This window comes from Citrobacter sp. Cpo030, from assembly GCF_030333005.1.
GTDB lineage: Bacteria > Pseudomonadota > Gammaproteobacteria > Enterobacterales > Enterobacteriaceae > Citrobacter > Citrobacter portucalensis.
On the sequence record NZ_JAOWGT010000069.1, the window covers coordinates 50607 to 75279 of the forward strand.

Annotated in this window: 22 protein-coding genes; 9 read left to right on the forward strand and 13 right to left on the reverse strand. The window is 52.0% G+C overall.

Annotation, left to right across the window (positions count from 1 at the left end; genetic code table 11):
• Positions 1-122: 122 nt before the first annotated feature.
• The 4 genes from OGY37_RS15880 to OGY37_RS15895 form a co-directional block, all read right to left on the reverse strand.
• Positions 123-632, reverse strand: coding sequence for a hypothetical protein (locus OGY37_RS15880; protein ID WP_223240750.1), 510 nt, complete (start codon positions 630-632; stop codon positions 123-125).
• Between the two features lie 183 nt (positions 633-815).
• Positions 816-1913: a 4Fe-4S binding protein gene (locus tag OGY37_RS15885; protein WP_126319126.1), complete on the reverse strand. Its 1098-nt coding sequence runs from the start codon at positions 1911-1913 to the stop codon at positions 816-818.
• Between the two features lie 219 nt (positions 1914-2132).
• Positions 2133-3521 carry a diguanylate cyclase gene (locus tag OGY37_RS15890; RefSeq protein WP_126319124.1) on the reverse strand — a complete coding sequence of 463 codons (1389 nt, stop codon included), beginning with the start codon at positions 3519-3521 and terminating at the stop codon, positions 2133-2135.
• Between the two features lie 79 nt (positions 3522-3600).
• Entirely contained in the window at positions 3601-4233 is a 633-nt protein-coding gene (locus OGY37_RS15895) for a LysE family transporter (RefSeq protein ID WP_286621218.1), read from the reverse strand.
• A gap of 266 nt (positions 4234-4499) precedes the next feature.
• On the opposite strand from OGY37_RS15895, the gene yahO reads away from it, so the two are divergent.
• A complete protein-coding gene (yahO, locus tag OGY37_RS15900; protein ID WP_032942474.1) occupies positions 4500-4775 on the forward strand; it encodes a DUF1471 family periplasmic protein YahO in 276 nt (91 codons plus the stop codon).
• A gap of 32 nt (positions 4776-4807) precedes the next feature.
• On the opposite strand, the gene prpR is transcribed toward yahO, so the two are convergent.
• Positions 4808-6418, reverse strand: coding sequence for a propionate catabolism operon regulatory protein PrpR (gene prpR, locus OGY37_RS15905; RefSeq protein ID WP_191235717.1), 1611 nt, complete (start codon positions 6416-6418; stop codon positions 4808-4810).
• Positions 6419-6671: 253 nt separating this feature from the next.
• On the opposite strand from prpR, the gene prpB reads away from it, so the two are divergent.
• From prpB to prpE, 4 genes are all read left to right on the forward strand, one after another.
• Complete coding sequence (gene prpB, locus OGY37_RS15910) at positions 6672-7553, forward strand: methylisocitrate lyase (RefSeq protein ID WP_003830903.1); 882 nt, start codon at positions 6672-6674, stop codon at positions 7551-7553.
• 80 nt (positions 7554-7633) lie between these two features.
• Positions 7634-8803 (forward strand): bifunctional 2-methylcitrate synthase/citrate synthase, encoded by a 1170-nt coding sequence (gene prpC, locus OGY37_RS15915; protein ID WP_032942476.1) that lies wholly within the window; start codon positions 7634-7636, stop codon positions 8801-8803.
• A gap of 40 nt (positions 8804-8843) precedes the next feature.
• Complete coding sequence (locus OGY37_RS15920; protein WP_286621220.1) at positions 8844-10295, forward strand: bifunctional 2-methylcitrate dehydratase/aconitate hydratase; 1452 nt, start codon at positions 8844-8846, stop codon at positions 10293-10295.
• 39 nt (positions 10296-10334) lie between these two features.
• A complete protein-coding gene (gene prpE / locus OGY37_RS15925) occupies positions 10335-12221 on the forward strand; it encodes a propionate--CoA ligase (protein ID WP_267441109.1) in 1887 nt (628 codons plus the stop codon).
• Positions 12222-12313: 92 nt separating this feature from the next.
• Here the strand turns inward: prpE and lacA are convergent, their stop codons facing one another.
• From lacA to OGY37_RS15945, 4 genes are all read right to left on the reverse strand, one after another.
• Positions 12314-12925 carry a galactoside O-acetyltransferase gene (lacA, locus tag OGY37_RS15930; protein WP_003830907.1) on the reverse strand — a complete coding sequence of 204 codons (612 nt, stop codon included), beginning with the start codon at positions 12923-12925 and terminating at the stop codon, positions 12314-12316.
• A gap of 28 nt (positions 12926-12953) precedes the next feature.
• Positions 12954-14207, reverse strand: coding sequence for an MFS transporter (locus OGY37_RS15935; RefSeq protein ID WP_111466016.1), 1254 nt, complete (start codon positions 14205-14207; stop codon positions 12954-12956).
• Positions 14208-14264: 57 nt separating this feature from the next.
• Positions 14265-17342, reverse strand: a complete 3078-nt coding sequence (locus OGY37_RS15940) for a beta-galactosidase (protein WP_286621222.1) — start codon at positions 17340-17342, stop codon at positions 14265-14267.
• Positions 17343-17463: 121 nt separating this feature from the next.
• A complete protein-coding gene (locus OGY37_RS15945; protein WP_126319868.1) occupies positions 17464-18555 on the reverse strand; it encodes a LacI family DNA-binding transcriptional regulator in 1092 nt (363 codons plus the stop codon).
• Positions 18556-18711: 156 nt separating this feature from the next.
• Here OGY37_RS15945 and OGY37_RS15950 point away from each other — a divergent pair, with 156 nt between their 5' ends.
• Positions 18712-19320 (forward strand): class I SAM-dependent DNA methyltransferase, encoded by a 609-nt coding sequence (locus OGY37_RS15950; protein WP_391510150.1) that lies wholly within the window; start codon positions 18712-18714, stop codon positions 19318-19320.
• On the opposite strand, the gene OGY37_RS15955 is transcribed toward OGY37_RS15950, so the two are convergent.
• Both OGY37_RS15955 and OGY37_RS15960 read right to left on the reverse strand, forming a co-directional pair.
• On the reverse strand, positions 19317-20267 hold the full coding sequence (locus tag OGY37_RS15955) for a GlxA family transcriptional regulator (RefSeq protein ID WP_286621224.1): 951 nt from the start codon (positions 20265-20267) through the stop codon (positions 19317-19319). The two genes, OGY37_RS15950 and OGY37_RS15955, sit on opposite strands and share 4 nt — an antisense overlap.
• Before the next feature lie 18 nt (positions 20268-20285).
• Positions 20286-21062 (reverse strand): MBL fold metallo-hydrolase, encoded by a 777-nt coding sequence (locus OGY37_RS15960; protein WP_148362371.1) that lies wholly within the window; start codon positions 21060-21062, stop codon positions 20286-20288.
• Positions 21063-21438: 376 nt separating this feature from the next.
• On the opposite strand from OGY37_RS15960, the gene OGY37_RS15965 reads away from it, so the two are divergent.
• The 3 genes from OGY37_RS15965 (at position 21439) to OGY37_RS15975 (ending at position 23044) form a co-directional block, all read left to right on the forward strand.
• Positions 21439-21684, forward strand: coding sequence for a YmjA family protein (locus tag OGY37_RS15965; RefSeq protein ID WP_148362370.1), 246 nt, complete (start codon positions 21439-21441; stop codon positions 21682-21684).
• A gap of 86 nt (positions 21685-21770) precedes the next feature.
• Positions 21771-22247, forward strand: coding sequence for a cold-shock protein (locus OGY37_RS15970; protein WP_148362369.1), 477 nt, complete (start codon positions 21771-21773; stop codon positions 22245-22247).
• Positions 22248-22486: 239 nt separating this feature from the next.
• Entirely contained in the window at positions 22487-23044 is a 558-nt protein-coding gene (locus OGY37_RS15975) for a hypothetical protein (protein ID WP_249415387.1), read from the forward strand.
• Between the two features lie 191 nt (positions 23045-23235).
• On the opposite strand, the gene OGY37_RS15980 is transcribed toward OGY37_RS15975, so the two are convergent.
• Both OGY37_RS15980 and OGY37_RS15985 read right to left on the reverse strand, forming a co-directional pair.
• Entirely contained in the window at positions 23236-23538 is a 303-nt protein-coding gene (locus tag OGY37_RS15980) for a putative quinol monooxygenase (protein WP_003830918.1), read from the reverse strand.
• Between the two features lie 135 nt (positions 23539-23673).
• Positions 23674-24486 (reverse strand): DNA-binding transcriptional regulator, encoded by an 813-nt coding sequence (locus tag OGY37_RS15985; RefSeq protein WP_050542092.1) that lies wholly within the window; start codon positions 24484-24486, stop codon positions 23674-23676.
• Between the last annotated feature and the right edge of the window lie 187 nt (positions 24487-24673).

Consider the following 24673-nt stretch of genomic DNA (forward strand, 5'->3'; position numbering starts at 1 on the left):
GATTGCGGCTATTGTGTAAAACCGTTCTGCAGACAAATCTGCGCGCTGGTGCTTTATCCGGCCTACGGCAGCGTGCAAATGTAGGCCTGATAAGCGCAGCGCATCAGGCGTTGTGATTGCGGCTATTGTGTAAAACCGTTTTGCATACAAATTTGCGCGCTGGTTCTCAGAGTAAAGGCAACTTTGCCTGGGTACTGGCTGTAATAGTTATGCTCTTCTTCCAGCCCTTTTGCCTGCGCCAGACGTACCGTTTCCAGCGAGCAGGTACGGTAGATCAGGTCTTTATTCATATTGGTCTGCTTCTCGCGCTGTTTATCTGCGGACAGCGCCAGCCAGCTTTCGGACAGTGAGTAATCATAGACTACCCGATTTCCTTTCGCCTGCACGTTCTCAATGGTAATGAATTCGTCGATTTTCAGTCTTGGCTGCCCACGCATTTTTTTCTTATCTTCTGCGGCAGCATATTGGGCCAGCGCATGAATATCCATACTGGCTATTTTCTGTTTATAAGCATCTACATAAGCGGTAGGTTGCTGATAATGCTGAGCGTAAGCGTTTCTTAATTCCCCGTCGCTCATCGTACAACCCGCCAGAAAAAGAGGTAATAGCAGTGCCAGTTTTATTTTAGTCATGATGTTATCCCGTTCATTATTTTGATCCCAGTCGCCCATAACAAAATAGAAAAATTATTACAGATGATATTTAAGGTTGTATAAACGAGAGCGCGATGGCACAAGTTCAATTGTCTTAAAATGGCAAAAGACGCGGGAAACCCTGCCAGAATTGGCAGGGTTTTGAACATACTGATAAAAAAATTAATGGCCGATCATCTTTGCCTTCGGGATCAGCTGGAAATACATATGATCGGGCACTGGCGTATCCCAGACATTGGCATAAACGGCATAACCAATAGTGGCAAACAGAATGCCCAGCACCAGTAGCGTCATGGCAACACCTGACAGCGTCCTCTGGCGCCATAATGATTTACCACCGTTGCCTTGTGCTCCAGGCGGAGTCTGCAGTGAAAAGCTCAGCGTTGAGGCTACCGGGCAGGATTCAACGCAGGTCATGCAGCCAGTGCATTCCACGGTACGCACCTGAATCAGTCTGTCGACCGGGATATTCGACGGGCAGTTTTTCGCGCATTTTCCGCAGTCGATACAGCTGTCAGCGTTACGGCGGATTTTAAACGGTGAGAGTAATGAGAACAGGCCGAGCAGCGCACCATAAGGGCACAGATAGCGGCACCAGGCATTGCGAATAAACAGGCTCAGGACGCTGATAACGATAACAAAGATGAGCGTAGCGGAGCCAATATGGCGAAAGAAATCGAGCATCTTCACGTCGATAATCATGCCATAGGCCGACATTAGAAAATACTGAATCCCCTGCGCAGGCATCGACAGGGCGATATACAAAAAGAAACTCAGCAACAAATACTTCAGACTGAGCAGCGGAATATCCAGCCAGCGCGGCAGCGTGAAGTTGCGACCAAATACTTTTTTCCCCAGATTGCCGAGCAGTTCGGACAGCGTGCCCACCGGGCATAACCACGAACAGAAGGCTTTTTTTAACAACAGACTAATCAGGATAAACGCAACTAACAGCAGCATGGAGGCGGCATGGATAGGCGGAAGAAAACCAGTCTCCAGCGTATAGCGGATATTCATCAAACCCGCGATTGGTAGCCATCCCTCAATACCACCTGGCCTTGGAATATAGACGCTGGTGCCGGCGGTTTCGAAATAGCGGACCCAGTAATAGAACGTTACGCCAATATAAATATTAATAGCCAGCAGGAGAAACTGGGTGGCTTTTCGCCAGCTGCTGGCGTTGCGCCAGTCATTCCACGGCAGTTTGCCTCCGATCGTGCCAGGACGGCGCTGCCAGCGCGTTCTTTTCTTCCCGTTCATGATTTTATACTATCCCTCATATTTCCCCTTCTGCATTCAGAAGGCGTCATCACCGGGATATGCTAGCGCTATTCAGATTTGGTGTATTTGATTTGCATCTTATTACGTGGCTGTTATTTTCATCATGCCAATATGCCTGAATAAAAATAACAGCTCGATATTTATCGCAAGTCAGATAAATACCCTGAATGGGGTATTTATTTCTCTGCAGGGCAATGGTTATTCCTGATAAACCTCAACGCGGTCGCGACCATTACTTTTTGCCTGATAAAGTGCGCGATCGGCTTTATCAACCAGCTGTTTGTAGTCGGGATGATAATCATATTCGGCAATACCGATACTGACGGTAATAGAAAACGTTTCTGTCGCAGAGGCTGCCATGCGCATCCCGGCAATTTTCATACGCAGCGTTTCCAGAATAATACTGGCCTGCGATTCATCTGACTCGACGAGCAAGATCATAAATTCTTCACCACCGTAGCGGAACACGTAATCGCTGCTACGGATATGATCATAAATGACCGCTGCGACATTTTTGAGCGTCAGATCGCCGGTATTATGCCCGAAGTTATCGTTAATTTGCTTGAAGTAGTCGATATCCAGCATCGCCAGGCTAAAAGGCTTACGCGCATGTAACGCCAGCGAGATTTCGCGTCGCATGATGGTCGGAATAAAGCGGCGATTAAGCAACTGGGTCAGCGAATCTTTACCATTTTCCTGCTTAACCAGCGCCTCAAACATCGAAGCGAGCAGGAAATGGATTTTTGCCGACAGCTGGCGAACATCCTGTAATAAGCTCATCCGCTCGGGTTCTGTCGGCTGATGCTGAGGTGACAGGGTGGTCGTCAGACGGGTGTCGATCTCTGCAATTAGCGATTCCATTTCTTTGAGCAAATTGCTGTTGCCAAGAATATGTTTTCCCTTATGTGAGAACCACATACCAAAATCAGAGTTCGCCAGAAACACCATTTCACCGAAAGGCATTCCGGTGGCAATGTTATAGATAAACTGGTTTTCCCAGTCGGTAAATGAGCGAATTTGCCGTTCGCGCTCGACGTTAACGTCATCGTAAATGGTCTGCAGGCGATACTGCTCCTGCGTATGCAGGGAGTTTTGGTGGCTTGGGGAATAGGAGACGGTCATGGCCTCCAGCGCAGTATCCATTGCCAGGCTGCTGAAACAGATAGCATTGCTCAGCAGGGAAGACGAGTCGTCAGCTTTGGTTTTCAATACCCGATACAGCTCATCCTTGAGCTTACGCGCGCCGCGATTCACCAGATCGATGGGCAGACCGATGCGGGCATGCACCACGCCAATTTTGCGCTGTTTGGCCAGCAGCTGCGGTAGATCTTCGTGCGCGCTGCCGAGCACGCTGCGTAACCAGTCAAACATACTACCGCTGAGGCGGGTACTGACCTGTTCCGTATTAAGGAACAATGCGCTCTGGGCATGGGAGAGCATATAGTCATAAAAAACGGTCACTAAATGGCGGATCTCTTCATCGCTTAACGATGTGAGGAGCGTGTGAACGTCAGGCGATGTTTGTCGTATCAGCGCCTGCCATTCCGTAAGGAGTAATGTGTCGTTTACCGGTTCAACCTGTTCCATCTCACTGCCACTCAACCTGCGATTAAAAATTCAGGCGGTATTACGGACAATTACCTCACGATGGTCAAGTTAAACTCTCTTATCGATGGCTAATACCTTCATAAATAAGTCTTAGCGCGAAGACACCTATTATTGCGCCAATTACCCGGCTGGCAACCCGTTGGATACGACCATACGCCCGTCGCACGGCAGGCAAAGAAAATGCCTGGCTGAGAAAAATACGCCAGATAACGGAAGACAACACAATGCCTGCCCAGGCCATCAGTCTGGCCCACGTAGGTGTGTCTGCGCTTAAGGTGACCGAGAAGATACTAATAAAAAAGAGTACAGTTTGTGGGTTCGATAAATCTGTTAGTAATCCACGGCGGAAAAATACATACCAGGGGGCGGAAAGCGGCTGCTGTAGCGTGGGCATTTGCGGCGTGGCCTGATGGCGGATGCTGTTCCAGGCAAACCACAGCAGATAGGCGCCGCCGACAATCTTAATCAATGAAAATATCTCTTCACACTGGGTGATTAGCGTTGCCATACCAAAGAGCCCAAGGCCGGAGTAAAACGCATCACTTAAGGCAACACCCAGACCGGTCATCACACCTGCGCGTCGTCCGGATGCCAGGCTAGTTTGTACCACCACGAACAGATTTGCGCCGGGGTTAAAAAAGGTTAAAACAAACAGGCTGACGGTGAGTACAACGGCGTGCAAAGGTTCCATAGACAACGTTTCCATTAGTAAACACGGGAAAGACAGCTAACACTATAATTTTAGTGCGCACGTCATTCTGCGCATTCACTCACAGTGCGCGTTGAAAACGTAGCGCCACTGCGTTTTGCGTAATTAACGATTCGCAAAATCTCTTTATATTTCCGCCTGCTCTGGATCTTTTTGTCAGCCTGAACTACTTATTAATCATCCTTGACTCGCATGTCGAATGTTCAGGGGGCGATGATGGCATATATAACAAAATCTGGAGCTTTTATATGAAAACTGGAATTAAAGTACTTATTGGTGCGTTAGCTTTTGTTGTGACCAACGCGTATGCCGCGGAATTTATGACGAAGGTTGAGTTTGAAAAGGTTGAGTCTCAGTACACAAAAATCGGTGACATTTCAACGAGTAATGAAGTATCTACTTCGGATGCTAAAGAAGACCTTCTGAAGAAAGCTGAAGAGAAAGGTGCTGACGTGGTGGTATTAACCTCCGGCCAAACGGATAACAAAATCCATGGCACAGCCAATATTTACAAGAAAAAATAACGTGCAGCTGTAAAAAATACGACACCCGTCGGTCATTGCACCGGCGGGTTTTCTTTTAATCTGCGCCAGAACGTGGTTCTGCTAATTCCGAGATAGCGTGCAGCCGCGGTTTTATCACCATTGAATTGTGCCAACACCTGCTGCGGCGTCAGCAATGAAGATGCTTGCGGTGAGTCAGCAGCAATGGCCAGTTCCGGTAATAGCTGTTGTAAAAAATCCATATTCAGCTCCGGCTGCGGCTCGACGCTTAAAAATAGCGCCAGGCGCTCCATCATATTACGCAGTTCGCGGATATTCCCCGGCCAGCCATAATTCAGCAGCGTCGGCTGACTTAATCCCAGCCCCTTGCGTACTGGCTCAGAAAACGGCACGTCCAGTTCCGCCAGCGATTGTTTTAAAAAGCCTTCCGCCAGCGGCAGGATATCGGGCAACCGCTCGCGTAGCGGCGGCAGCTTGAGGCGTAAAATGCTCAGGCGATAAAACAGATCGGTACGAAATTCCCCCTGTTTCATCTCCTGCTCCAGATTACAATGTGTGGCGCTAATCACCCGGACATCGACCGGAATCGGCTGATGTCCACCGACCCGGGTAACCTCTTTTTCTTCCAGCACGCGCAGCAGTCGGGTTTGTAACGGCAGCGGCATCTCGCCTATCTCATCAAGAAACAGGGTTCCGCCGTGGGCGATTTCAAACAGGCCCGCGCGCCCCCCTCGGCGAGAGCCGGTAAAGGCGCCGTCCTCATAGCCGAACAGCTCCGCTTCCAGCAATGACTCGGTGATTGCCCCGCAGTTGACGGCAACAAACGGCGGCGAGGGTTTACCGCGTCGATTCTCCTGACGGGTGAAAAACTCACGGTGAATGGCCTGTGCGGCCAGCTCTTTACCCGTTCCTGTTTCGCCCTGAATGAGGACCGGCGCACGCGAGCGGGCGTAGAGCATAATAGTGTGCCGCACCTGTTCCATCTGCGCAGAGTGACCGCGCATATCTCCCAGCGCATAACGGGTGCGTAACGTATCGCCAGAAGCGTACTGACCGTTTCTGCGCAGCGTCAGGCGAGTCATATCCAGCGCATCGACAAAGGCCTGGCGCACGGTGGCCGCCGAATAGATAAAGATGCCGGTCATACCTGCTTCTTCTGCCAGATCGGTAATCAATCCCGCACCAACCACTGCCTGCGTACCGCCGGCCTTCAGTTCGTTGATTTGCCCACGGGCATCTTCCTCGGTGATATAGCTGCGCTGTTCAAGCTGCAAATTGAAGGTTTTTTGAAACGCGAGAAGCGCAGGAATGGTTTCCTGATAGGTAATGACGCCAATCGACGAGGTGAGTTTTCCCGCTTTTGCCAGCGCCTGTAGCACGTCGAATCCGCTGGGTTTAATCAGGATCACCGGAATCGATAAACGGCTTTTCAGGTATGCCCCGTTGGAGCCCGCCGCAATGATGGCATCGCAACGCTCGGTAGCCAGCTTCTTACGGATATAGGCCACCGCTTTTTCGAAACCAAGCTGAATGGGGGTGATGGTCGCCAGGTGGTCGAACTCCAGACTGATGTCGCGAAACAGTTCAAACAGGCGGGTGACCGAGACTGTCCAGATAACCGGTTTATCGTCGTTCACTCGCGGCGGTAGATGCGTATCTGCCATAACTAACCCCAAAAATTAAGGAACCGAGTAGTAGGGTTTAGTTGTGTTTCATAAATGTTGCAATGAAACGTGAAGGAACGTTTCATGAAACGATAGCTGACACGCTTTTGTGCAACAAAAATAGAAGTATTGGATTTAATATATTGTTTTAAAAGATAAAAAATTAAATTGAAGAGAAAATAAGCTCCCTGGCATACCCCTTGCTTTAGAAATATCAACGAACGATAACAAGTTGATAACAAGAGGACGGGATATGTCTCTACACTCCCCAGGGCTGGCGTTTCGCGCTGCGCTTACCAAAGAAAACCCATTACAAATCGTTGGCACCATCAATGCCAACCACGCTCTGCTGGCTCAACGCGCCGGGTATCAGGCGATTTATCTCTCCGGCGGTGGCGTCGCTGCGGGCTCGCTGGGGCTGCCGGATCTCGGTATTTCTACCCTTGATGATGTGCTGACTGATATTCGTCGCATTACGGATGTTTGCCCGCTGCCATTGCTGGTGGATGCGGATATTGGTTTTGGATCGTCTGCATTCAACGTGGCGCGTACCGTCAAGTCGATTTCCAAAGCGGGTGCTGCTGCGCTGCATATTGAAGATCAGATCGGCGCCAAGCGCTGCGGTCATCGCCCGAACAAGGCGATCGTCTCGAAAGAAGAGATGGTCGACAGGATCCGCGCAGCCGTTGATGCGCGCACCGATCCCAACTTTGTGATTATGGCGCGAACCGATGCACTGGCGGTGGAAGGGTTAGAGGCAGCCATCGATCGTGCCCAGGCGTATGTCGAAGCGGGCGCTGACATGCTGTTCCCGGAAGCCATTACCGAACTTGCGATGTACCGCCAGTTTGCCGATGCGGTACAGGTACCAATTCTTGCCAACATTACTGAATTTGGCGCCACACCGCTGTTTACCACCGATGAACTGCGCAGCGCGAATGTTGCGATGGCGCTATACCCGCTGTCAGCTTTCCGCGCCATGAACCGCGCGGCGGAGAAGGTTTACAACGTGCTGCGTCAGGAAGGTACGCAAAAGAACGTTATCGACATTATGCAGACGCGCAACGAGCTGTATGAAAGCATCAATTACTACCAGTTCGAAGAGAAACTCGACGCGTTGTACACAAAAAAGTAACCGTCGTAGGCCGGATAAGGCGTAGCCGCCATCCGGCAATAAATTAGTACCCTACATATTACAATAATGACGAGGACAACATGAGCGACACAACGATCCTGCAAAATAGTACCCATGTCATTAAACCAAAAAAATCGGTTGCGCTGTCAGGCGTCGCTGCCGGAAATACTGCCTTATGTACCGTGGGTAAAAGCGGTAACGATCTGCACTATCGTGGCTACGATATTCTTGACCTGGCGCAACAGTGCGAATTTGAAGAAGTTGCGCATCTGCTGATTCACGGGAAATTACCCACCCGCGATGAGCTCACCGCCTATAAAAGCAAACTGAAAGCGCTGCGCGGATTGCCCGCTAACGTGCGTACCGTACTGGAAGCGCTGCCTGCCGCCTCGCATCCGATGGATGTGATGCGCACTGGTGTTTCCGCGCTGGGTTGTACGCTGCCGGAAAAAGAAGGGCATACCGTCTCCGGCGCACGCGATATTGCCGACAAACTGCTGGCTTCGCTCAGTTCTATCCTCCTGTACTGGTATCACTACAGCCATAACGGCGAGCGTATTCAGCCGGAGACCGACGATGATTCTATTGGCGGTCACTTCCTGCATTTGCTGCATGGTGAAAAGCCATCACAAAGCTGGGAAAAGGCGATGCACATTTCGCTGGTGCTGTACGCCGAGCACGAGTTTAACGCTTCCACCTTCACGGGGCGTGTGATTGCGGGAACCGGCTCGGATATGTACTCCGCGATTATCGGTGCAATTGGCGCACTGCGTGGGCCAAAACACGGCGGGGCGAATGAAGTATCGCTGGAGATCCAGCAGCGCTACGAAACGCCGGATGAAGCCGAAGCGGATATCCGTAAACGCGTTGAAAACAAAGAAGTGGTGATTGGCTTTGGTCACCCGGTTTACACCATCGCCGACCCGCGCCATCAGGTGATCAAGCGCGTGGCGAAACAGCTTTCTCAGGAAGGCGGTTCGCTGAAAATGTACAACATTGCTGACCGTCTGGAAGAGGTGATGTGGGAAACGAAAAAGATGTTCCCCAACCTCGACTGGTTCTCGGCGGTTTCCTACAACATGATGGGCGTCCCCACTGAAATGTTCACACCACTGTTCGTTATCGCCCGCGTCACCGGCTGGGCGGCGCACATCATCGAACAGCGCCAGGACAACAAAATCATCCGTCCTTCCGCCAACTATACCGGCCCGGAAGATCGCGAATTTGTTCCGATTGAAAAACGTTGCTAATGCAAAACCTCTAAAGATAAAAAAACAGGAAATGTACCCTATGTCCGCACATATTTCGAATGTCCGCCCTGAATTTGACCGCGAAATCGTTGATATCGTTGATTATGTCATGAACTACGAGATCACCTCGAAGGTGGCGTATGACACCGCGCATTATTGCCTGCTTGATACCCTTGGCTGTGGCCTGGAAGCGCTGGAATATCCGGCCTGTAAAAAACTGCTGGGTCCGGTTGTACCGGGTACCGTCGTCCCTAACGGTGTGCGCGTACCAGGTACCCAGTTCCAGCTCGATCCGGTGCAGGCGGCGTTTAACATCGGTGCGATGATCCGCTGGCTGGACTTTAACGACACCTGGCTGGCCGCAGAATGGGGTCATCCTTCCGATAACCTCGGCGGTATTCTGGCGACGGCTGACTGGCTGTCGCGCAATGCGGTGGCGGTGGGTAAAGCGCCGTTCACCATGAAAAAAGTGTTAACCGGAATGATTAAAGCCCATGAAATTCAGGGCTGTATCGCGCTGGAAAACTCCTTCAACCGCGTCGGTCTGGATCACGTCCTGCTGGTAAAAGTCGCCTCCACGGCGGTGGTTGCCGAGATGCTCGGCCTGAACCGCGATGAAATTCTCAACGCCGTCTCGTTGGCGTGGGTCGACGGTCAGTCGCTGCGTACCTATCGTCATGCGCCGAATACCGGCACGCGTAAATCCTGGGCGGCTGGCGATGCCACCTCACGTGCTGTACGTCTGGCGCTGATGGCGAAAACCGGTGAAATGGGATACCCGTCCGCACTGACGGCAAAAACCTGGGGCTTCTATGATGTCTCTTTCAAAGGCGAATCTTTCCGCTTCCAGCGCCCGTACGGTTCGTACGTGATGGAAAACGTGTTGTTTAAAATTTCCTTCCCGGCAGAGTTCCACTCGCAGACCGCGGTAGAAGCGGCGATGACGCTGTACGAACAGTTACAGGCCGCAGGTAAGACCGCTGCCGATATCGAAAAAGTGACCATTCGTACGCACGAAGCCTGTATCCGCATCATCGATAAAAAAGGCCCGCTGAATAACCCGGCGGATCGTGACCACTGCATCCAGTACATGGTGGCTATCCCGCTGCTGTTCGGGCGCTTAACGGCGGCAGATTACGAAGATGGCGTGGCGCAGGATAAACGCATTGATGCCCTGCGTGAAAAGATCAACTGCTTCGAAGATCCGGCCTTTACTGCCGATTACCACGACCCTGAAAAACGCGCCATCGCGAATGCCATCACGCTTGAATTCACCGACGGCTCACGCTTTGAAGAAGTGGTAGTGGAATACCCAATCGGCCACGCGCGCCGTCGTAACGACGGTATGCCGAAGCTGGTCGAGAAGTTCAAAATTAACCTGGCGCGTCAGTTCCCGACCCGTCAGCAGCAGCGCATCCTGGATGTCTCCCTGGACAGAACTCGTCTGGAGCAGATGCCGGTCAATGAGTATCTGGATTTGTTCATTATCTAAAACCCGACTCATCAGGCGTAAGTTCAACAGGAGAGCATTATGTCTTATAGCGAGTTTTATCAACATTCTATTACACAGCCGGAGTCGTTCTGGGCCGAACAGGCCCAGCGTATTGACTGGCAGCAGCCGTATACGCAGGTGCTGGACCACAGTAATCCGCCGTTTGCCCGCTGGTTTTGCGGCGGCACGACCAATCTGTGCCACAACGCCATCGACCGCTGGCTGGAGAAACAGCCTGACGCGCTGGCGCTGATTGCTGTGTCATCAGAAACTGAAGAAGAACGCACGTTTACCTTTCGTCAGCTGTATGACGAAGTGAACGTCGCGGCGGCGATGTTGTTGTCGCTGGGCGTACAGCGCGGCGATCGGGTACTGGTTTATATGCCGATGATCGCCGAGGCGCACATTACGCTGCTGGCCTGCGCGCGCATTGGGGCGATCCACTCGGTGGTGTTCGGTGGTTTCGCCTCGCACAGCGTAGCGGCGCGTATCGACGACGCCCGACCGGTGGTTATCGTGTCGGCGGATGCCGGGGCGCGCGGCGGCAAAATCCTGCCGTATAAAAAGCTGCTCGATGATGCGATCGATCAGGCGCAGCACCAGCCGCGTCATGTGGTATTGGTCGATCGCGGTCTGGCGAAAATGGTGCGGATAGAGGGGCGAGACCTCGACTTTGCCGCGCTGCGCCAACAGCATCTCGGCGCGCGGGTGCCGGTTGCCTGGCTGGAGTCGAACGAAACGTCCTGCATTCTCTACACCTCCGGGACAACCGGTAAACCGAAAGGCGTGCAGCGCGACGTTGGCGGCTACGCGGTCGCGCTGGCGACCTCGATGGACACAATTTTCGGCGGTAAAGCGGGCGGCGTGTTCTTCTGCGCATCGGATATCGGCTGGGTGGTTGGGCATTCGTATATCGTGTATGCCCCACTGCTGGCGGGGATGGCGACGGTGGTTTACGAAGGGTTGCCAACGTACCCAGACTGTGGCGTATGGTGGAAAATTGTTGAGAAGTATCAGGTCAGCCGGATGTTCTCTGCCCCAACCGCCATCCGCGTGCTGAAGAAATTCCCGACCGCGCAAATCCGCAATCACGATCTCTCCTCGCTGGAGGTGCTGTATCTGGCGGGTGAGCCGCTGGATGAACCGACCGCCAGTTGGGTAACGGAAACGCTGGGCGTCCCGGTTATCGACAACTACTGGCAGACTGAATCCGGTTGGCCGATTATGGCGATCGCTCGCGGGCTGGACGACCGCCCGTCGCGGCTGGGTAGCCCAGGCGTGCCGATGTACGGATATAACGTGCAGTTGCTCAATGAGGTGACCGGTGAGCCCTGCGAAGCGAATGAAAAGGGCATGCTGGTGATTGAAGGGCCGCTGCCGCCGGGCTGTATCCAGACTATCTGGGGTGATGACGCGCGGTTTGTGAATACCTACTGGTCGCTGTTTTCTCGCCAGGTGTACGCCACCTTTGACTGGGGTATTCGCGATGCGGACGGCTATTACTTCATCCTTGGCCGTACGGATGATGTCATCAACGTGGCCGGGCATCGGTTGGGGACGCGTGAGATAGAGGAGAGTATTTCCAGCTATCCGAACGTTGCCGAAGTGGCTGTGGTCGGCGTGAAGGACGCGCTGAAGGGGCAGGTCGCGGTCGCGTTTGTCATTCCGAAACAGAGCGACAGCCTTGAAGATCGCGACATCGCACATTCGGAAGAGAAGGCGATTATGGCGCTGGTGGACAGTCAGATTGGTAATTTTGGCCGTCCGGCGCACGTCTGGTTTGTGTCGCAGTTGCCGAAAACGCGCTCTGGCAAAATGCTCAGACGGACGATCCAGGCGATCTGTGAAGGCCGCGATCCTGGCGATCTAACGACCATTGACGATCCCGCGTCGTTGCAGCAAATCCGTCAGGCTATTGAAGAGTAACATCGTGTGATGCCCGGCGGCGCAATGCTTACCGGGCCTTTTAGTATTGTAGGCCGGATAAACCACGTGAGTGGTGCATCCGGCATGACGACTTAAAGTAACGGATCCACTTTATAATTTTGGTAATAGTACTCTTTATCTCGTTCATTAATGGTTCTGAGAACTCGACAGGGAACCCCCACGGCCACGACATCTGCCGGAATGTCTTTTGTGACTATACTCCCCGCGCCGATAACGGAATTATCGCCAATCGTTATGCCGGGATTGATCACTACGTTACTGCCAATCCATACGTTATTGCCGATGGTGACCGGAAAGGAAAACATCTCTCCGGATTTCCTTAATTCATGGTGCACAGGGTGACCCGTTACCGTGATCGTGACGTTTGGTGCAATTAAAACGTTATCGCCGATGGTGACCGTGTAATCATCCACAATGGTAAAGTTAAAATTGGCGTAAAAGTTTTTGCCAATGTGAATATTGCTGCCGTAAGAGAAATAAATGGGGGGCTCAATCCACGCATTTTCTCCTACGGAGGCAAATATTTCGCGAATCAGTTTTTCCCTCTTTTTAATCTCAGATGGACGCGTGTGGTTAAACTCATACATTAACTCCTTTCCGCGCAGTCTCTCTTCCGGCAGCCCCTCGCACATATCAGTAAACAGCTTGCCTGCTTTCATTCTGTCTCTCATAGACATGCTCATCGAAGATATTCCTTCTTGTTATTTGTCTTCAGACTTGTTTACTTGCCGGGGTGAAAACGCGGGAAAACGGCCCCGGCCCGCTAAGGGTAAATACGGAAATCAGCGTGAAGCTCAGCGCAATAATCCCCAGCACCAGATACGCTCCCTGGAAACCAATACTCTCATACATTTTCCCGGCCAGAACTGACATGAAAATCATTGCTAACTGTTTGAAGAAGCAGAAACACACCAGATAAATCGTGGCTGAGAAACGTACTTCGAACTGGCTGGTGATGTATTTGAAGCAACCGACGATCAGGAACGGTATCTCAAACATATGCAGCGTTTTGAGAATAACGACCTCCAGTGCAGTGGTGGCGAATGACGAGCCAATAATCCTTACCGACATAATCGTACCGGCCAGCAGCAGGGCGTTCTTTCCGCCGATGCGGTTCACAATCAGCGGCGCAAAGAACATGATCGAGGCGTTGAGCAATTCCCCCATCGTTGTGACGTAGCCAAACACGCGGGTACCCTGTTCGCCGGTGGCAAAGAACGAGGTAAAGAAGTTGGCGAACTGCTGGTCAAATACGTCATAAGTGCAGGAAACGCCGACCACGTACAGGGAGAGGAACCAGAGTTTCGGTTGTTTGAATAACTCCAGCGCCAGCTTCAGGCTGAATGCCGAGTTGTTGGCGCCTACCGCATCCGCGACTTTTGCTGAAGAGGGGGCATCTGTTTTTGAAAAGAGCAGCAGCAATGCCAGAATGACCGCACAGCCAGAACCTAACCAGAAGACAAACTGGTTATTGATGGTGAACATAATGCCGGCAATCGAGGCGCACAGCGCCCAGCCCACGCAGCCAAACATGCGCGCGCGACCAAATTCAAAGTTGCTTCTGCGGCTGGCTTTTTCAATATAGGCTTCAATCGCTGGGGCACCGGCATTGTAAATAAAGCCAAGGTAAATCCCGCCGACAATTGAACCCAGTAAAATATTAACCTGCAATAATGGGCCAAATACGTAAATAAAAAACGGGGCAAACATTACCAGCATGCCGGTAATTACCCACAGCAGATGTTTACGCAGACCAAGCTTATCGGACAGTAGTCCGAAAATTGGCTGGAATAACAAAGAAAACAGTGAGATACAGGCGAAGATGATGCCGGTGTCGCCTTTACTGATATGGTTTACATCGTGTAACCAGATAGGGAAGAAGGGGAAATACGCACCCATAATAAAAAAGTAAAAGAAGAAGAAAAAGCCGAACATCCAAAAGTTAGTGTTTTTTAAATAATACATAACAGACTTCCTCAGGAAAAATAAGGGCAGGTCATAACCTGCCCATTATTATTATGTTTAACCCCAGATAACCTGGTAGTGATAACGCCCGGCGCTTAGCTGGAATTCCGGTGACACGGAAGGACTCCACGAATCATCGCCGCCGACGCCCATATGGAAGCCATCAATATTGAGCCAGGTGCCCGCCTCAGGTTGCAGCAGATGGCGGTGGCTGGTTTCCATCAGTTGCTGCTGGCTAAAGCGGCTGATGTTGAACAGGAAGTCTCCGCGCCACTGGTGCGCGCCGTAGTGCAGTTCACGCGTGCCGCAGCGCAGACCGTTTTCGCTCGGGAAAACATACGGGGTGTACATTTCATCAAGCGACAGATCCCAGCGATCGAAACAGGCGGCGCCCAGGCGGTCCGGGTAGTTCTCATGCGGGCCGAGACCTAACCAGTTCACTCGCTCTGCGACCTGCGACAGATGGCAGCTCAGGCCGATACGGGCCGGATGCGGCGTACCGCTGGCAACGTCGACATCCACCGTTATTTGCATTTCACCCTTGCCGTCGATGCGGTAGCTTTTTCGGCTGACGAACAGCGTTTCACCCTGATACTGCCACGCATGTTCGGTGGTGATCAGTGCCGCACTGCTCAGCGTATCGGCAGCACAGTGCAGTAACGTTGCTTCAGCCTGATAGTGACCGGCGGCCTTCCAGCGTTCAACCCAGGCGTTAGGGTCGATGCGGGTTGACTCGCTCACGCCGATGTCGTTGTCCAGCGGTGCGCGGGTGAACTGGTCGGTCAGTGGGGTTAACAGTTGGGCTTTATCGCCAATCCAGTACTGTGTCAGCAGGCCAGACTGACGGTCGAATTGCCAGCGCTTGTTATCGTTCTCAACGGTAAAGATGTTTTCGCTAACGTTAAGCTGTGGCGCGAAACAGTGAGTTGGCTGCCGTGCCAGACTGAGTTTTTCTTCCAGCTTCCACTGCTGCCAGGCGCTGATATGCCCGGCGTCTGACCATGCGGTTGCCTGAGGTTGTTCTACGCGCACTGTCAACCACAGCTGGCCTGCGGTTTCCGGCATCGGGACATCAGGCAGGGTAATCACCTGGCGGCCCTGTGGGGCGATATCCAGAACGATTTCCCCGGCGGCCAGCGGATTGCCGTCCAGGGCAATCGACCAGTGCAGAACTTCGTTATCGCTGCGGCGGAACAGATATTCACTGGTCACTTCAATCTGGCGTTCAGCGCCCGGAAGTAACGTGAACTGGAAAAACTGCTGTTCATGTTTGGCCTCATATAACGCCGGATGCGGAGTGCGATCGGCGAACACCAGCCCGTTCATGCAAAACTGACGATCGTTAGGCGTGTCGCCAAAATCGCCACCGTAGGCTGACCATGCCTTGCCGTTATCATCATATTTAATCAACGACTGATCCACCCAGTCCCAGACAAACCCGCCCTGCAGGCGAGGATACTGGCGGAACGCTTGCCAGTATTTGGCGAAGCCGCCAAAACTGTTGCCCATGGCGTGGGCGTATTCACAAAGGATCAGCGGACGCTGCTCGCCGGGCATCGACAGCCACTTTTTAATCGACCATTTGGGGACTGCGGGGAAGGGCTGATCCTGATCTACGCGGGCGTACATCGGGCAAATAATGTCGGTCGCCGCGGTATTTGCGCCGCCGCCTTCATATTGTACCGGGCGTGACGGGTCTTCTGATTTTATCCAGCGGTAGAGTGCGTCGTGATTGACGCCATGGCCGGATTCATTGCCCAGTGACCAGATGATAATGCTCGGATGGTTGCGATCGCGTTGTACCATGCGCGTGACGCGCTGGCTCATGGCAGGCAACCAGGCGGGATCGTCGGTGAGGCGGTTCATCGGCACCATGCCATGGGTTTCAATGTTGGCTTCGTCGACCACATACAGACCGTAGCGATCGCACAGGGTGTACCACAACGGATGGTTCGGGTAATGTGAGCAGCGCACGGCGTTAAAGTTATTCTGCTTCATCAGCAGAATATCCTGCACCATCGTCGCCTCGTCCATCACCTGGCCGTTGACCGGATGGTGCTCATGACGGTTGGTACCGCGAATCAACAGCGGCTTGCCGTTTAACAGCAACAGGCCGTTTTCGATACAAACCTGACGAAAACCAACGTCACAGGCTTCCGCTTCAATCAGCACTCCGCCCGCGGTGTGTAACTGCACAACGGCGCGGTACAGATTGGGCGTTTCGGCACTCCACAGCGCCGGTTTTTCGACGTTCAGACGCAGAGTCACCCGGTCATGATAAGCGCCGCGTTCATCAATGATCTCGCTGCCGAGCGGTGAGGTCGTTTCGTGGGTAAGCGTTTCACCTTCCCACAATTGCAGGGTGACGCGTAAATCTTTGCTCTCGCTGCCCGCCACTCTGACTTCCGCTTCCAGCGTGGCGCGGCTGAAGTCATCATTAAATCGGGTATTAATGCGCAGGTCGCAGATTTGCGTAGTGGGCTTATGCAGCAGGGAGACATCGCGAAAAATACCGCTCATGCGCCACATGTCCTGGTCTTCCAGATAGCTGCCATCGCTCCAGCGCAGCACCATCACAGCCAGGCGGTTTTCGCCGCGCAGCAGATAATCGCTAAGATCAAACTCAGACGGTAGACGGCTATCCTGACCGTAGCCGACCCAGCGGCCGTTGCACCACAGATGAAATGCGGAATTGACGCCGTCAAAAACAATGCGCGTCTGACCTTCATCTAACCACGCGTCTTCGATATTAAATGTGAGCGAGTAACATCCCGTCGGGTTCTGCGCCGGAACGTATGGAGGATTCACCGGGATTGGGTAGGTGACGTTGGTATAAATTGGCGCATCGTAACCGTCCATCTGCCAGTTAGAAGGGACGGTGATGATGTCTGCTTGTGGCAGATCGCTTGTCAGCCAGCTTTCCGGTACTGCCTCCGGTGCGGCAAACCAGGCAAATTGCCATTTGCCATTCAGCGAGCGTAACTGACTCGAATGCTGATTGGTACGTGCATCATCCGCTGAGCGCCAGCTACAAAAAGGCGGGTGCGCCTCCAGGCAGTTGAGCTGCGTGACGCCGGGATTTTCCCAGTCGCGGCGGGCCAGAACAGCGGAGAGTGAATCTGTGTTCAGGTTCATAACGGTATCCTGTTTGAATTTGTTACTCGCTCACAATTTCAATCAAAATACGAACAAGCGCTCCTTTCTGTAAAGGATGGGGCGTTCAATAAGTGAGCTGACTCACACAATTGTTATGCGTTCACAATTTGGGTGTGAGCTGAGAAACTTGCCGTGCCAGCTGGATCAGGGAATCAGCCAGCGCCTGGGGAGTGGTGGTTTGCGTATCGGGAGGCAGAACCGTTTTGCGCTTGACCAGGGTGACAGGCAGCAGTTGGTTACCCACGGTTGATTCGCCACGTGGGAGTTGCAGCAGCCTGTCGACGCTGGTTTCACCCAGTAACGGAAAATCCTGCCTGATGGTGGTCAGCGGTGGGATGTAACAGGCACTGTCTTCGGTGTCATCGTAGCCAATTACCGATATATCCACCGCAACCCGCAGACCGAACTCGCTGATTGCCCGCATCGCGCCCAGCGCCATTTGATCGTTAGCGACCAGCATGGCGGTAGGGAGGTTACCGTTATTCAGCATGTGCATCGTTTGCTGAAAACCAGACATCGCGCTCCAGTCGCCTTCCAGCTCCGCTACGGGTTGTAGCTGGTAATGTGCCAGATACTTGTGCCAGCCCGCATGCCGAAGCCTTGCCGAAACGGAGGTGTGCGGCCCGCTCAGCAGGGCGATCCGTTGATGTCCGTGCTGCACCAGATGTTCAACGCCAAGACGCGCGCCGTCGTCATGAGAGAAAATCACGCTGTTAATTGGCGTCAGGTCAGAGACATCGAGAAACAGCACCGGCACCGTACCGCAGGCAGCGGCCACGGCAATGGCATCTTCTTCATCCAGCGGATAGTTGATGATAAGCCCGGTTACGCGTTGAGAAAGCAGATTGTGGACCGCGGCTTTACAGGACTCAACGCCGCTGCGCTCGACCATGGCGATCACCACGCTGGCACCGGACTGGTCGGCGCGGGATTTTATGGCAGCAACGATTTGTGAGGGGGCATGCAGGGCAAGGTTTGCTGTCACAACGCCAATCAGTGGCGTCTGTTTGCCAGCCAGCTGCTGTGCAACGCGGTTAGGAATGTAATTGAGTTCCGTCATCGCGGCCTCAACTTTCTGTCGGGTTTTTGCGGAAACGTGGCTGGCCTGGTTCACGACGCGAGAGACGGTCTGGTAAGAGACACCTGCATGGTCTGCTACATCGTATAGCGTTACCGGTTTCACGTTTATCACCCCTGTCATGACGTTATCTGTGCGCTATGATGCCACAGCGGGACGGTTTTGGGGTATTTGCGCATGGGTTCTGCGAGGCGCATTCCAGGGTTTGAGGATAGCGTGCTGAAGGATTTATCGCCGTTATACCTAACAGAAGAAAAAAGTGAGGATATTGTGAGCGATTCTGCGGCAAAAAATATTCTGTCCATCTACCGACGCCATGCGGATGCTTTTGCCAACCAGCGCTCGCGCACCTTGTTCGAGAAAAGCTGGCTCGATAAATTTATTTCCGTGATGGGCGGGCAGGGCAGCATTGTGGATATTGGCTGCGGCAACGGTCAGCCGATCGCCGGTTATTTTATCCAGCAAGGTTTTCAGCTTACCGGCGTTGATGGTTCCCCGGCGATGCTGGCGCGGGCCCGAAACACTTTTCCCGCACAGCGCTGGCTGGAACAGGATATGCGCGAGTTGACACTCAATGAGACTTTCGATGGTCTGATCGCCTGGGACAGCTTTTTCCATTTAACTCAGCAGGACCAGCAAAAGATGTTCCCGATTTTTGACCGCCTCAGCCATCCCGGCAGCGCGCTGATGTTTACCAGCGGTACGGACAACGGCATCGCGATGGGGCAATTTGAAGGTGAGCCGCTGTTCCACGCCAGCCTCGCGCCGGATGAATACCGCGCACTGCTGTCAGCATACGGTTTTGCGGTGGTCGAGATGGTGATGGAAGATCCGCACTGCACCGGGCACACCATCTGGCTGGCGCAAAAAAGAGGCTAATCGCCGCGAAAGGTTTTACGCCATTCAGCCGGGCTAACGCCAAAGTGGGATTTAAAATGCTGGCGCCAGGTGACGGGCGACTGAAAACCAACCTGTTCTGCGATGCGTTCAACGGGTAACTGGCTGGACTCCAGCAACGTCTGGCTACGGCGCAGGCGCTCGGCAATCAACCATTCGGCCACGCTTGACCCTGTGGCCTTCATAAAATGACGGGTGAGGGTGCGACGGCTCATCATCACCCGTTGCGCCAGCTCGTCAAGATTATGCGGTTCATGGAGATGCTGGCGCAAATAGTCGAGCAGGACGTTGATGCGCTGATCTTTGGTATTTTTCGCCACCGGTTGCTCGATAAACTGTGCCTGGCCGCCCTCGCGATATGGCGGCACAATCATCCGTCTGGCAATCTGATTCGCCACCGTGCTGCCAAAACGCTGGCGGATGACGTACAGGCAGCAATCCAGCGCAGCGGCGGTGCCTGCCGAGGTAATAATACCGTCGTCATCCACGTACAGCGCGTTGATATCCAGATGAGCTGCCGGAAAGCGGGCCTGAAAATCCTGCTCGAACTCCCAGTGCGTAGCCGCCCGTTTGCCATCCAGCAGACCGGCGTAGCCGAGGACAAACGCACCCAGGCATAATCCAACAATCTGCGCGCCGTTTTGTCGCGCACGATTGAGCGCATCAAGCAGGCTTTGTGGTGGCCGATGTGCTGTGGTGCCCCACCAGGGGATCACCACAATATCGGCGGCCTCCACCGCTTCATAGCCGTAGGCTGCGTTGATGGAGAAGCCATCCTGCGAGGAAACGATGCCCGGCTGTTCGGCGCACAGTTGCACCTCAAAACGCTTTTTCGCCGCCACTTTGTCACTGAAAATAATGCACGGCACCGAGAAGTGGAACGGGCTGAAATCTTCCACGGCAACAATGGCGACGTTAAGCGGTTGCATACGATTCCTCTGTGGAGATTAAAACGTCAGGGTTTCGCCATCTTCCGGCACGTTAACGAATTGCGCAATCTGGTTGTCGCAGGCGTACTCTTTCAAGGCCGCGCGGGTCAGCAGACAGTGGTTAATCGCCTCCATATGGGTCGCCACAATTTGTGCTTCGGGCAGCGTGAAGTGGGTTTTAAGTACATCTTCAGCGCCCATGATAATTGGGCCAAACCCGATAACGTGGGCAAAGCCTGCATTCACAATGACCACGCCTGGCTGGAAAGTCCGCATGTTGGTTTCCACCTCGTCGCGCCAGATGGTGTCCCCGACCAGATACAGCGTTTTTTCCGCCGGATGTTGGAAGATAACTCCGCAGGCATCACCCAGACGCTCAGCCATTTGCGGGATGGCGTAAGCGCGATCCGAACCGTGCTGGCCGCCGGTTTTACGCAGGGTGATATCACCAAGCGCAGTGTTTTGCGTCAGTACGGTCAGTTGCGTGAAACCTTGTTCCCGCAGTACCTGCGCATCGCGATCGTTTTGCACATAAATCGGTTTGTCTTTCGGTACGACACGAGCCGCGGCTTCATCCCAGTGGTCTTCATGCAGATGGGTCACGATCAGCGCATCAACGTTGAGCAGGGTGTCGATATCGACAGGCAGATCAACGGTCGGGTTGCGGATCTCGGCGCGTGCCGTACCGGCAAAGCCCGGATAAGTACCTTTTGCCGCCAGCATAGGGTCGATCAGAAAGGTTTTGCCACCAAAGGTGATGTGCTGCGTGGCGTTACGGATTTGCGTGATGTTCATGGTGTTTGCTCCACGTGTTGGGTCAGTGGTGTCATCGTAGAGTGTTGTCCAGAAGATGAATGTGGGCAAATGGGCGACTAGCGATGAGATTGGGCCAACTGCAGATGACAGATATCAATTATGTAATTAAAGTAATTTAATATTCCCTTGGTGGCTCGTTATTTAATTCGCAGCCATTATATCGAACTGAATAAGAATGCTGTTATTTAAATACGGAAAGATTTATTAAATACGAAGTGGCGCCAGAAAACATTATTGATATATGTAAAGCATAGTGGCCAATAAAACAGATCGCGAACCATGAAATAAGAATGCTATCATTCACATCAGACGCGGCAGGCAACTGCTGGCACACGCATTTACCCCGGAGCAACTGATGAACAACGACATTCCGCTTAAATATTATGATATCGCCGACGAGTACGCGACCGAGGCCGCAAAGCCGGTGAGCGACACAGAACGTGACGCGCTGGCGCACTACTTCCAGCAGTTGATTACCCGTTTGATGAACAACGAAGAGATCAGCGAAGAAGCGCAGCTGGAGATGGCAACCGTGGCTGGTGTCGACGCTCAGCGTATCGATGATATCGCGGAGTTCCTCAATCGTTGGGGTAACGAGTAGCCAAAGGCATGGCCTGTGTTTTACACTGCGCGCAAATTGAGTAGGTATACTCTACGAGTAATAGGTTTAATCAGGCGGAAACAGCAATGAACGGAACAATCACAACGTGGTTTAAAGATAAAGGCTTTGGATTTATCAAAGATGAAAACGGCGACAACCGCTATTTTCATGTGATTAAGGTTGCTAATCCTGAGCTGATCAAGAAAGACGCGGCGGTGACCTTCGAGCCCACCACCAACAACAAAGGCTTGTCTGCCTATGCGGTAAAAGTCATACCAGACAGCAAGTACATCTATATCGCAGGCGAGCGTCTGAAGCTCACTTCGATCAAGTCATTCCTGGTCTACAGCGAAGAAGTCCCTGTAGAGACCCGTATCGACAAAGAAAATGCGGTGCTGTCTGTCGGCGTGCTGATGAACAGCATCCGACCGAAATCAGAGGTGAAGCCTGGTGAAATGCGCACGCTGAAAAAGCTGGCCATCACCACCTTCCAGGGCACGACGCTGATCTTCTCGGAAGATGAAATCGACATCGACGAGACGGTGAAACTGCTTAAAGTCTGAAACCCTTCAGACTGAATAAAAACCGGAACGCTGCTCTTTTCAGGAGCGGGTTTCGGTTTTTTTTTGATATGTGTAATTTACGTGATTCAGGTATGTAGTGATAAAATTAGTAGGTAGCAATCCGTTTCTGAATAGGTATATATTATCCGTATTAAATAAATATGATCGCCAACTATTTGCAGATTAGTAGCGCGGTTAACTAATAGTGATTCACCGGTATAACTAATGGGGTAATATAAGTGATTTTTAAAAAAATATGGAAAGCTATATCTTCTGAATATATACCATCGGCCATTTGCTTTTTTCTCCTTGCAAAAATGGATTATGAAATAATATCTATCTGGCCACAGAATGAATCGGTTGATGACAGAATTAAACTTTCTTTACTATTCATTCATTTGGTGATGATTTTAGTGATGTTTATTCCGCTAATTAATCGGTTTTTGTCACGAGTAGACAATGAGAAACTTGAAAAGTTTATAGCTCTTCCGCAGAAAGATAAAAACATCACATATATCGATTATTATGATTTTCTGAGCGGGCTTGCTTTATCAGCATTTTACTTATCTATCCTTATTTTTACAATGAAGAGTATTTACGAAGAAGCAGGATGGATAATTTCTGGTATTTATATATTTACAATGTTTGTGTCTTCTATTTCTATTGCTGCATTGTCATTGCTTAGATTTATCTGGTTATTTACAAAGTTTAATAATTATATATATTGGTTTATTGTTTTACTTGCGAGCAGTATGTGTATGGCAGTTATTGGTGCCGCGATGAAAATGGCCTCGTAAAAATGCGCTTAATATCTGGAACAGTGATGATTCCGTTTTGTAATCCGTGGGATGCATTGTTGCAAAGCTTAAAGCCTCTTTTGAAGAGGCTTTAAGCCCTCAGCGACCAGGGAAGTAAAAGACTGTCTTTCCTGGTGTTGAGCATTCTGCCAAAAACATAATTAACAGTATTCCAACTACTTTCTTCATTATCACGAGACTGCCGGATTTACCACGTCATCCATCAGTATGTAACGTGCTTCCTGGCGCGTGTATTGATCGATTAATGGTACAAGTCGCTGGAAATGCTCACTGGCACAATGTTCATCGAGAGCCGCGTGGTTTGGCCATTCTTCGATAAAAATAAAATGCCCCGGATCTTTTTCATCAATATAGAGGTCGTAAGCAATGCAGTGCGGTTCTTTCTTCGTTGCCGATATTAGCTCACGATACAACGGGAGAACGGTTTCAATATACTCAGGTTTGATGAAATCCTCAGCAATGACCTTTAACATGCAGCCTCCTGGCAGAAAACGAATGCACACTATGTAATGAAGATATTTTTTGGGCAAGAGGTCACAGAGTTTTATCGGCCGGTTAGTGAGTTATGCCAGCTATCAATCAGATAATCCGCATAACTGTGATCCATCTCACCTCCCGGCAACCAAAATCTCCTGCGACTCGACGCCGTCCTCTATTTGTTTCGCCACCTTTTGTAAGGCCGGAAGATGCTTTTCCGCAGCCTGTTCGATGGTCATGGCGCTGGCCATATACACCAGATTCAGGCAGCCGATCACCCGCTGTTCGCTGCGGATGGGGACGGCGATAGAAGCGATTTTCTCTTCCTGATCCCAACCGCGAAAGTTCTGGCCAAAACCGTCTTTTCGCGCGCGGGACAAAATGGCATTGAGCTTCAGCGGTTCGCGCGCAAGCTGAAACTCTTCTCCCGGTCGGGAGGCCAGCATTTCAATCAGTTCCTGCCGTTCATTCTCCGGACAAAATGCCAGCCAGGTCAGGCCGGATGCGGTTTTCAGCAGTGGCAAACGACGCCCTACCATCGCCCGGTGAAACGACAGGCGGCTGAAACGGTGGGTGGTTTCACGTACCACCATCGCGTCCACATCCAGCGTGGAAACGTCGGTCGGCCAGATGACCTCGCGCAGTAAATCCCCCAGCAGCGGGGCGGCGAGTGCAGAAATCCACTGCTCGTCACGAAACCCCTCGCTGAGCTGGCGGACTTTAATGGTTAAGCGAAAGCTGTCATCGGACAGGCTGCGCCGGACGTAACCCTCATCCTGCAGGGTTTCCAGCAGCCGTCTGACCGTGGTGCGATGCAGGCCGCTTAACTCAGCAAGTAAGCCAACACTGGCCCCACCATCGAGCCGGTTTAACATATTTAATAACATTAATCCGCGCGTTAATCCGCGTACGGTTTTGTACTCAGTGCTCTCGTCATTTTTCATATTCATTGACAAATCTACAGGTAAAACAACGTTGTGCACTTAGTGCACATCCTGGCATGTTTTGATTGTAGCGCAAAAACTCGCTTCTATACTGACCGCACAACAAAAAATTATTCACATATTTTTAACAAAACAGATTGCGCCTCACCAGGGTCTGCAATTGCGTTTTGTCCGAGTCGTGAGGTTC

Bases quoted from the DNA above. Each gene is read 5' to 3' on its own strand.
- OGY37_RS15880 (WP_223240750.1), bottom strand. From the start codon at position 632: ATGACTAAAATAAAACTGGCACTGCTATTACCTCTTTTTCTGGCGGGT.
- OGY37_RS15885 (WP_126319126.1), bottom strand. From the start codon at position 1,913: ATGAACGGGAAGAAAAGAACGCGCTGGCAGCGCCGTCCTGGCACGATC.
- OGY37_RS15890 (WP_126319124.1), bottom strand. From the start codon at position 3,521: ATGGAACAGGTTGAACCGGTAAACGACACATTACTCCTTACGGAATGG.
- OGY37_RS15895 (WP_286621218.1), bottom strand. From the start codon at position 4,233: ATGGAACCTTTGCACGCCGTTGTACTCACCGTCAGCCTGTTTGTTTTA.
- yahO (WP_032942474.1), top strand. From the start codon at position 4,500: ATGAAAACTGGAATTAAAGTACTTATTGGTGCGTTAGCTTTTGTTGTG.
- prpR (WP_191235717.1), bottom strand. From the start codon at position 6,418: ATGGCAGATACGCATCTACCGCCGCGAGTGAACGACGATAAACCGGTT.
- prpB (WP_003830903.1), top strand. From the start codon at position 6,672: ATGTCTCTACACTCCCCAGGGCTGGCGTTTCGCGCTGCGCTTACCAAA.
- prpC (WP_032942476.1), top strand. From the start codon at position 7,634: ATGAGCGACACAACGATCCTGCAAAATAGTACCCATGTCATTAAACCA.
- OGY37_RS15920 (WP_286621220.1), top strand. From the start codon at position 8,844: ATGTCCGCACATATTTCGAATGTCCGCCCTGAATTTGACCGCGAAATC.
- prpE (WP_267441109.1), top strand. From the start codon at position 10,335: ATGTCTTATAGCGAGTTTTATCAACATTCTATTACACAGCCGGAGTCG.
- lacA (WP_003830907.1), bottom strand. From the start codon at position 12,925: ATGAGCATGTCTATGAGAGACAGAATGAAAGCAGGCAAGCTGTTTACT.
- OGY37_RS15935 (WP_111466016.1), bottom strand. From the start codon at position 14,207: ATGTATTATTTAAAAAACACTAACTTTTGGATGTTCGGCTTTTTCTTC.
- OGY37_RS15940 (WP_286621222.1), bottom strand. From the start codon at position 17,342: ATGAACCTGAACACAGATTCACTCTCCGCTGTTCTGGCCCGCCGCGAC.
- OGY37_RS15955 (WP_286621224.1), bottom strand. From the start codon at position 20,267: ATGCAACCGCTTAACGTCGCCATTGTTGCCGTGGAAGATTTCAGCCCG.
- OGY37_RS15960 (WP_148362371.1), bottom strand. From the start codon at position 21,062: ATGAACATCACGCAAATCCGTAACGCCACGCAGCACATCACCTTTGGT.
- OGY37_RS15965 (WP_148362370.1), top strand. From the start codon at position 21,439: ATGAACAACGACATTCCGCTTAAATATTATGATATCGCCGACGAGTAC.
- OGY37_RS15970 (WP_148362369.1), top strand. From the start codon at position 21,771: ATGAACGGAACAATCACAACGTGGTTTAAAGATAAAGGCTTTGGATTT.
- OGY37_RS15980 (WP_003830918.1), bottom strand. From the start codon at position 23,538: ATGTTAAAGGTCATTGCTGAGGATTTCATCAAACCTGAGTATATTGAA.
- OGY37_RS15985 (WP_050542092.1), bottom strand. From the start codon at position 24,486: ATGAAAAATGACGAGAGCACTGAGTACAAAACCGTACGCGGATTAACG.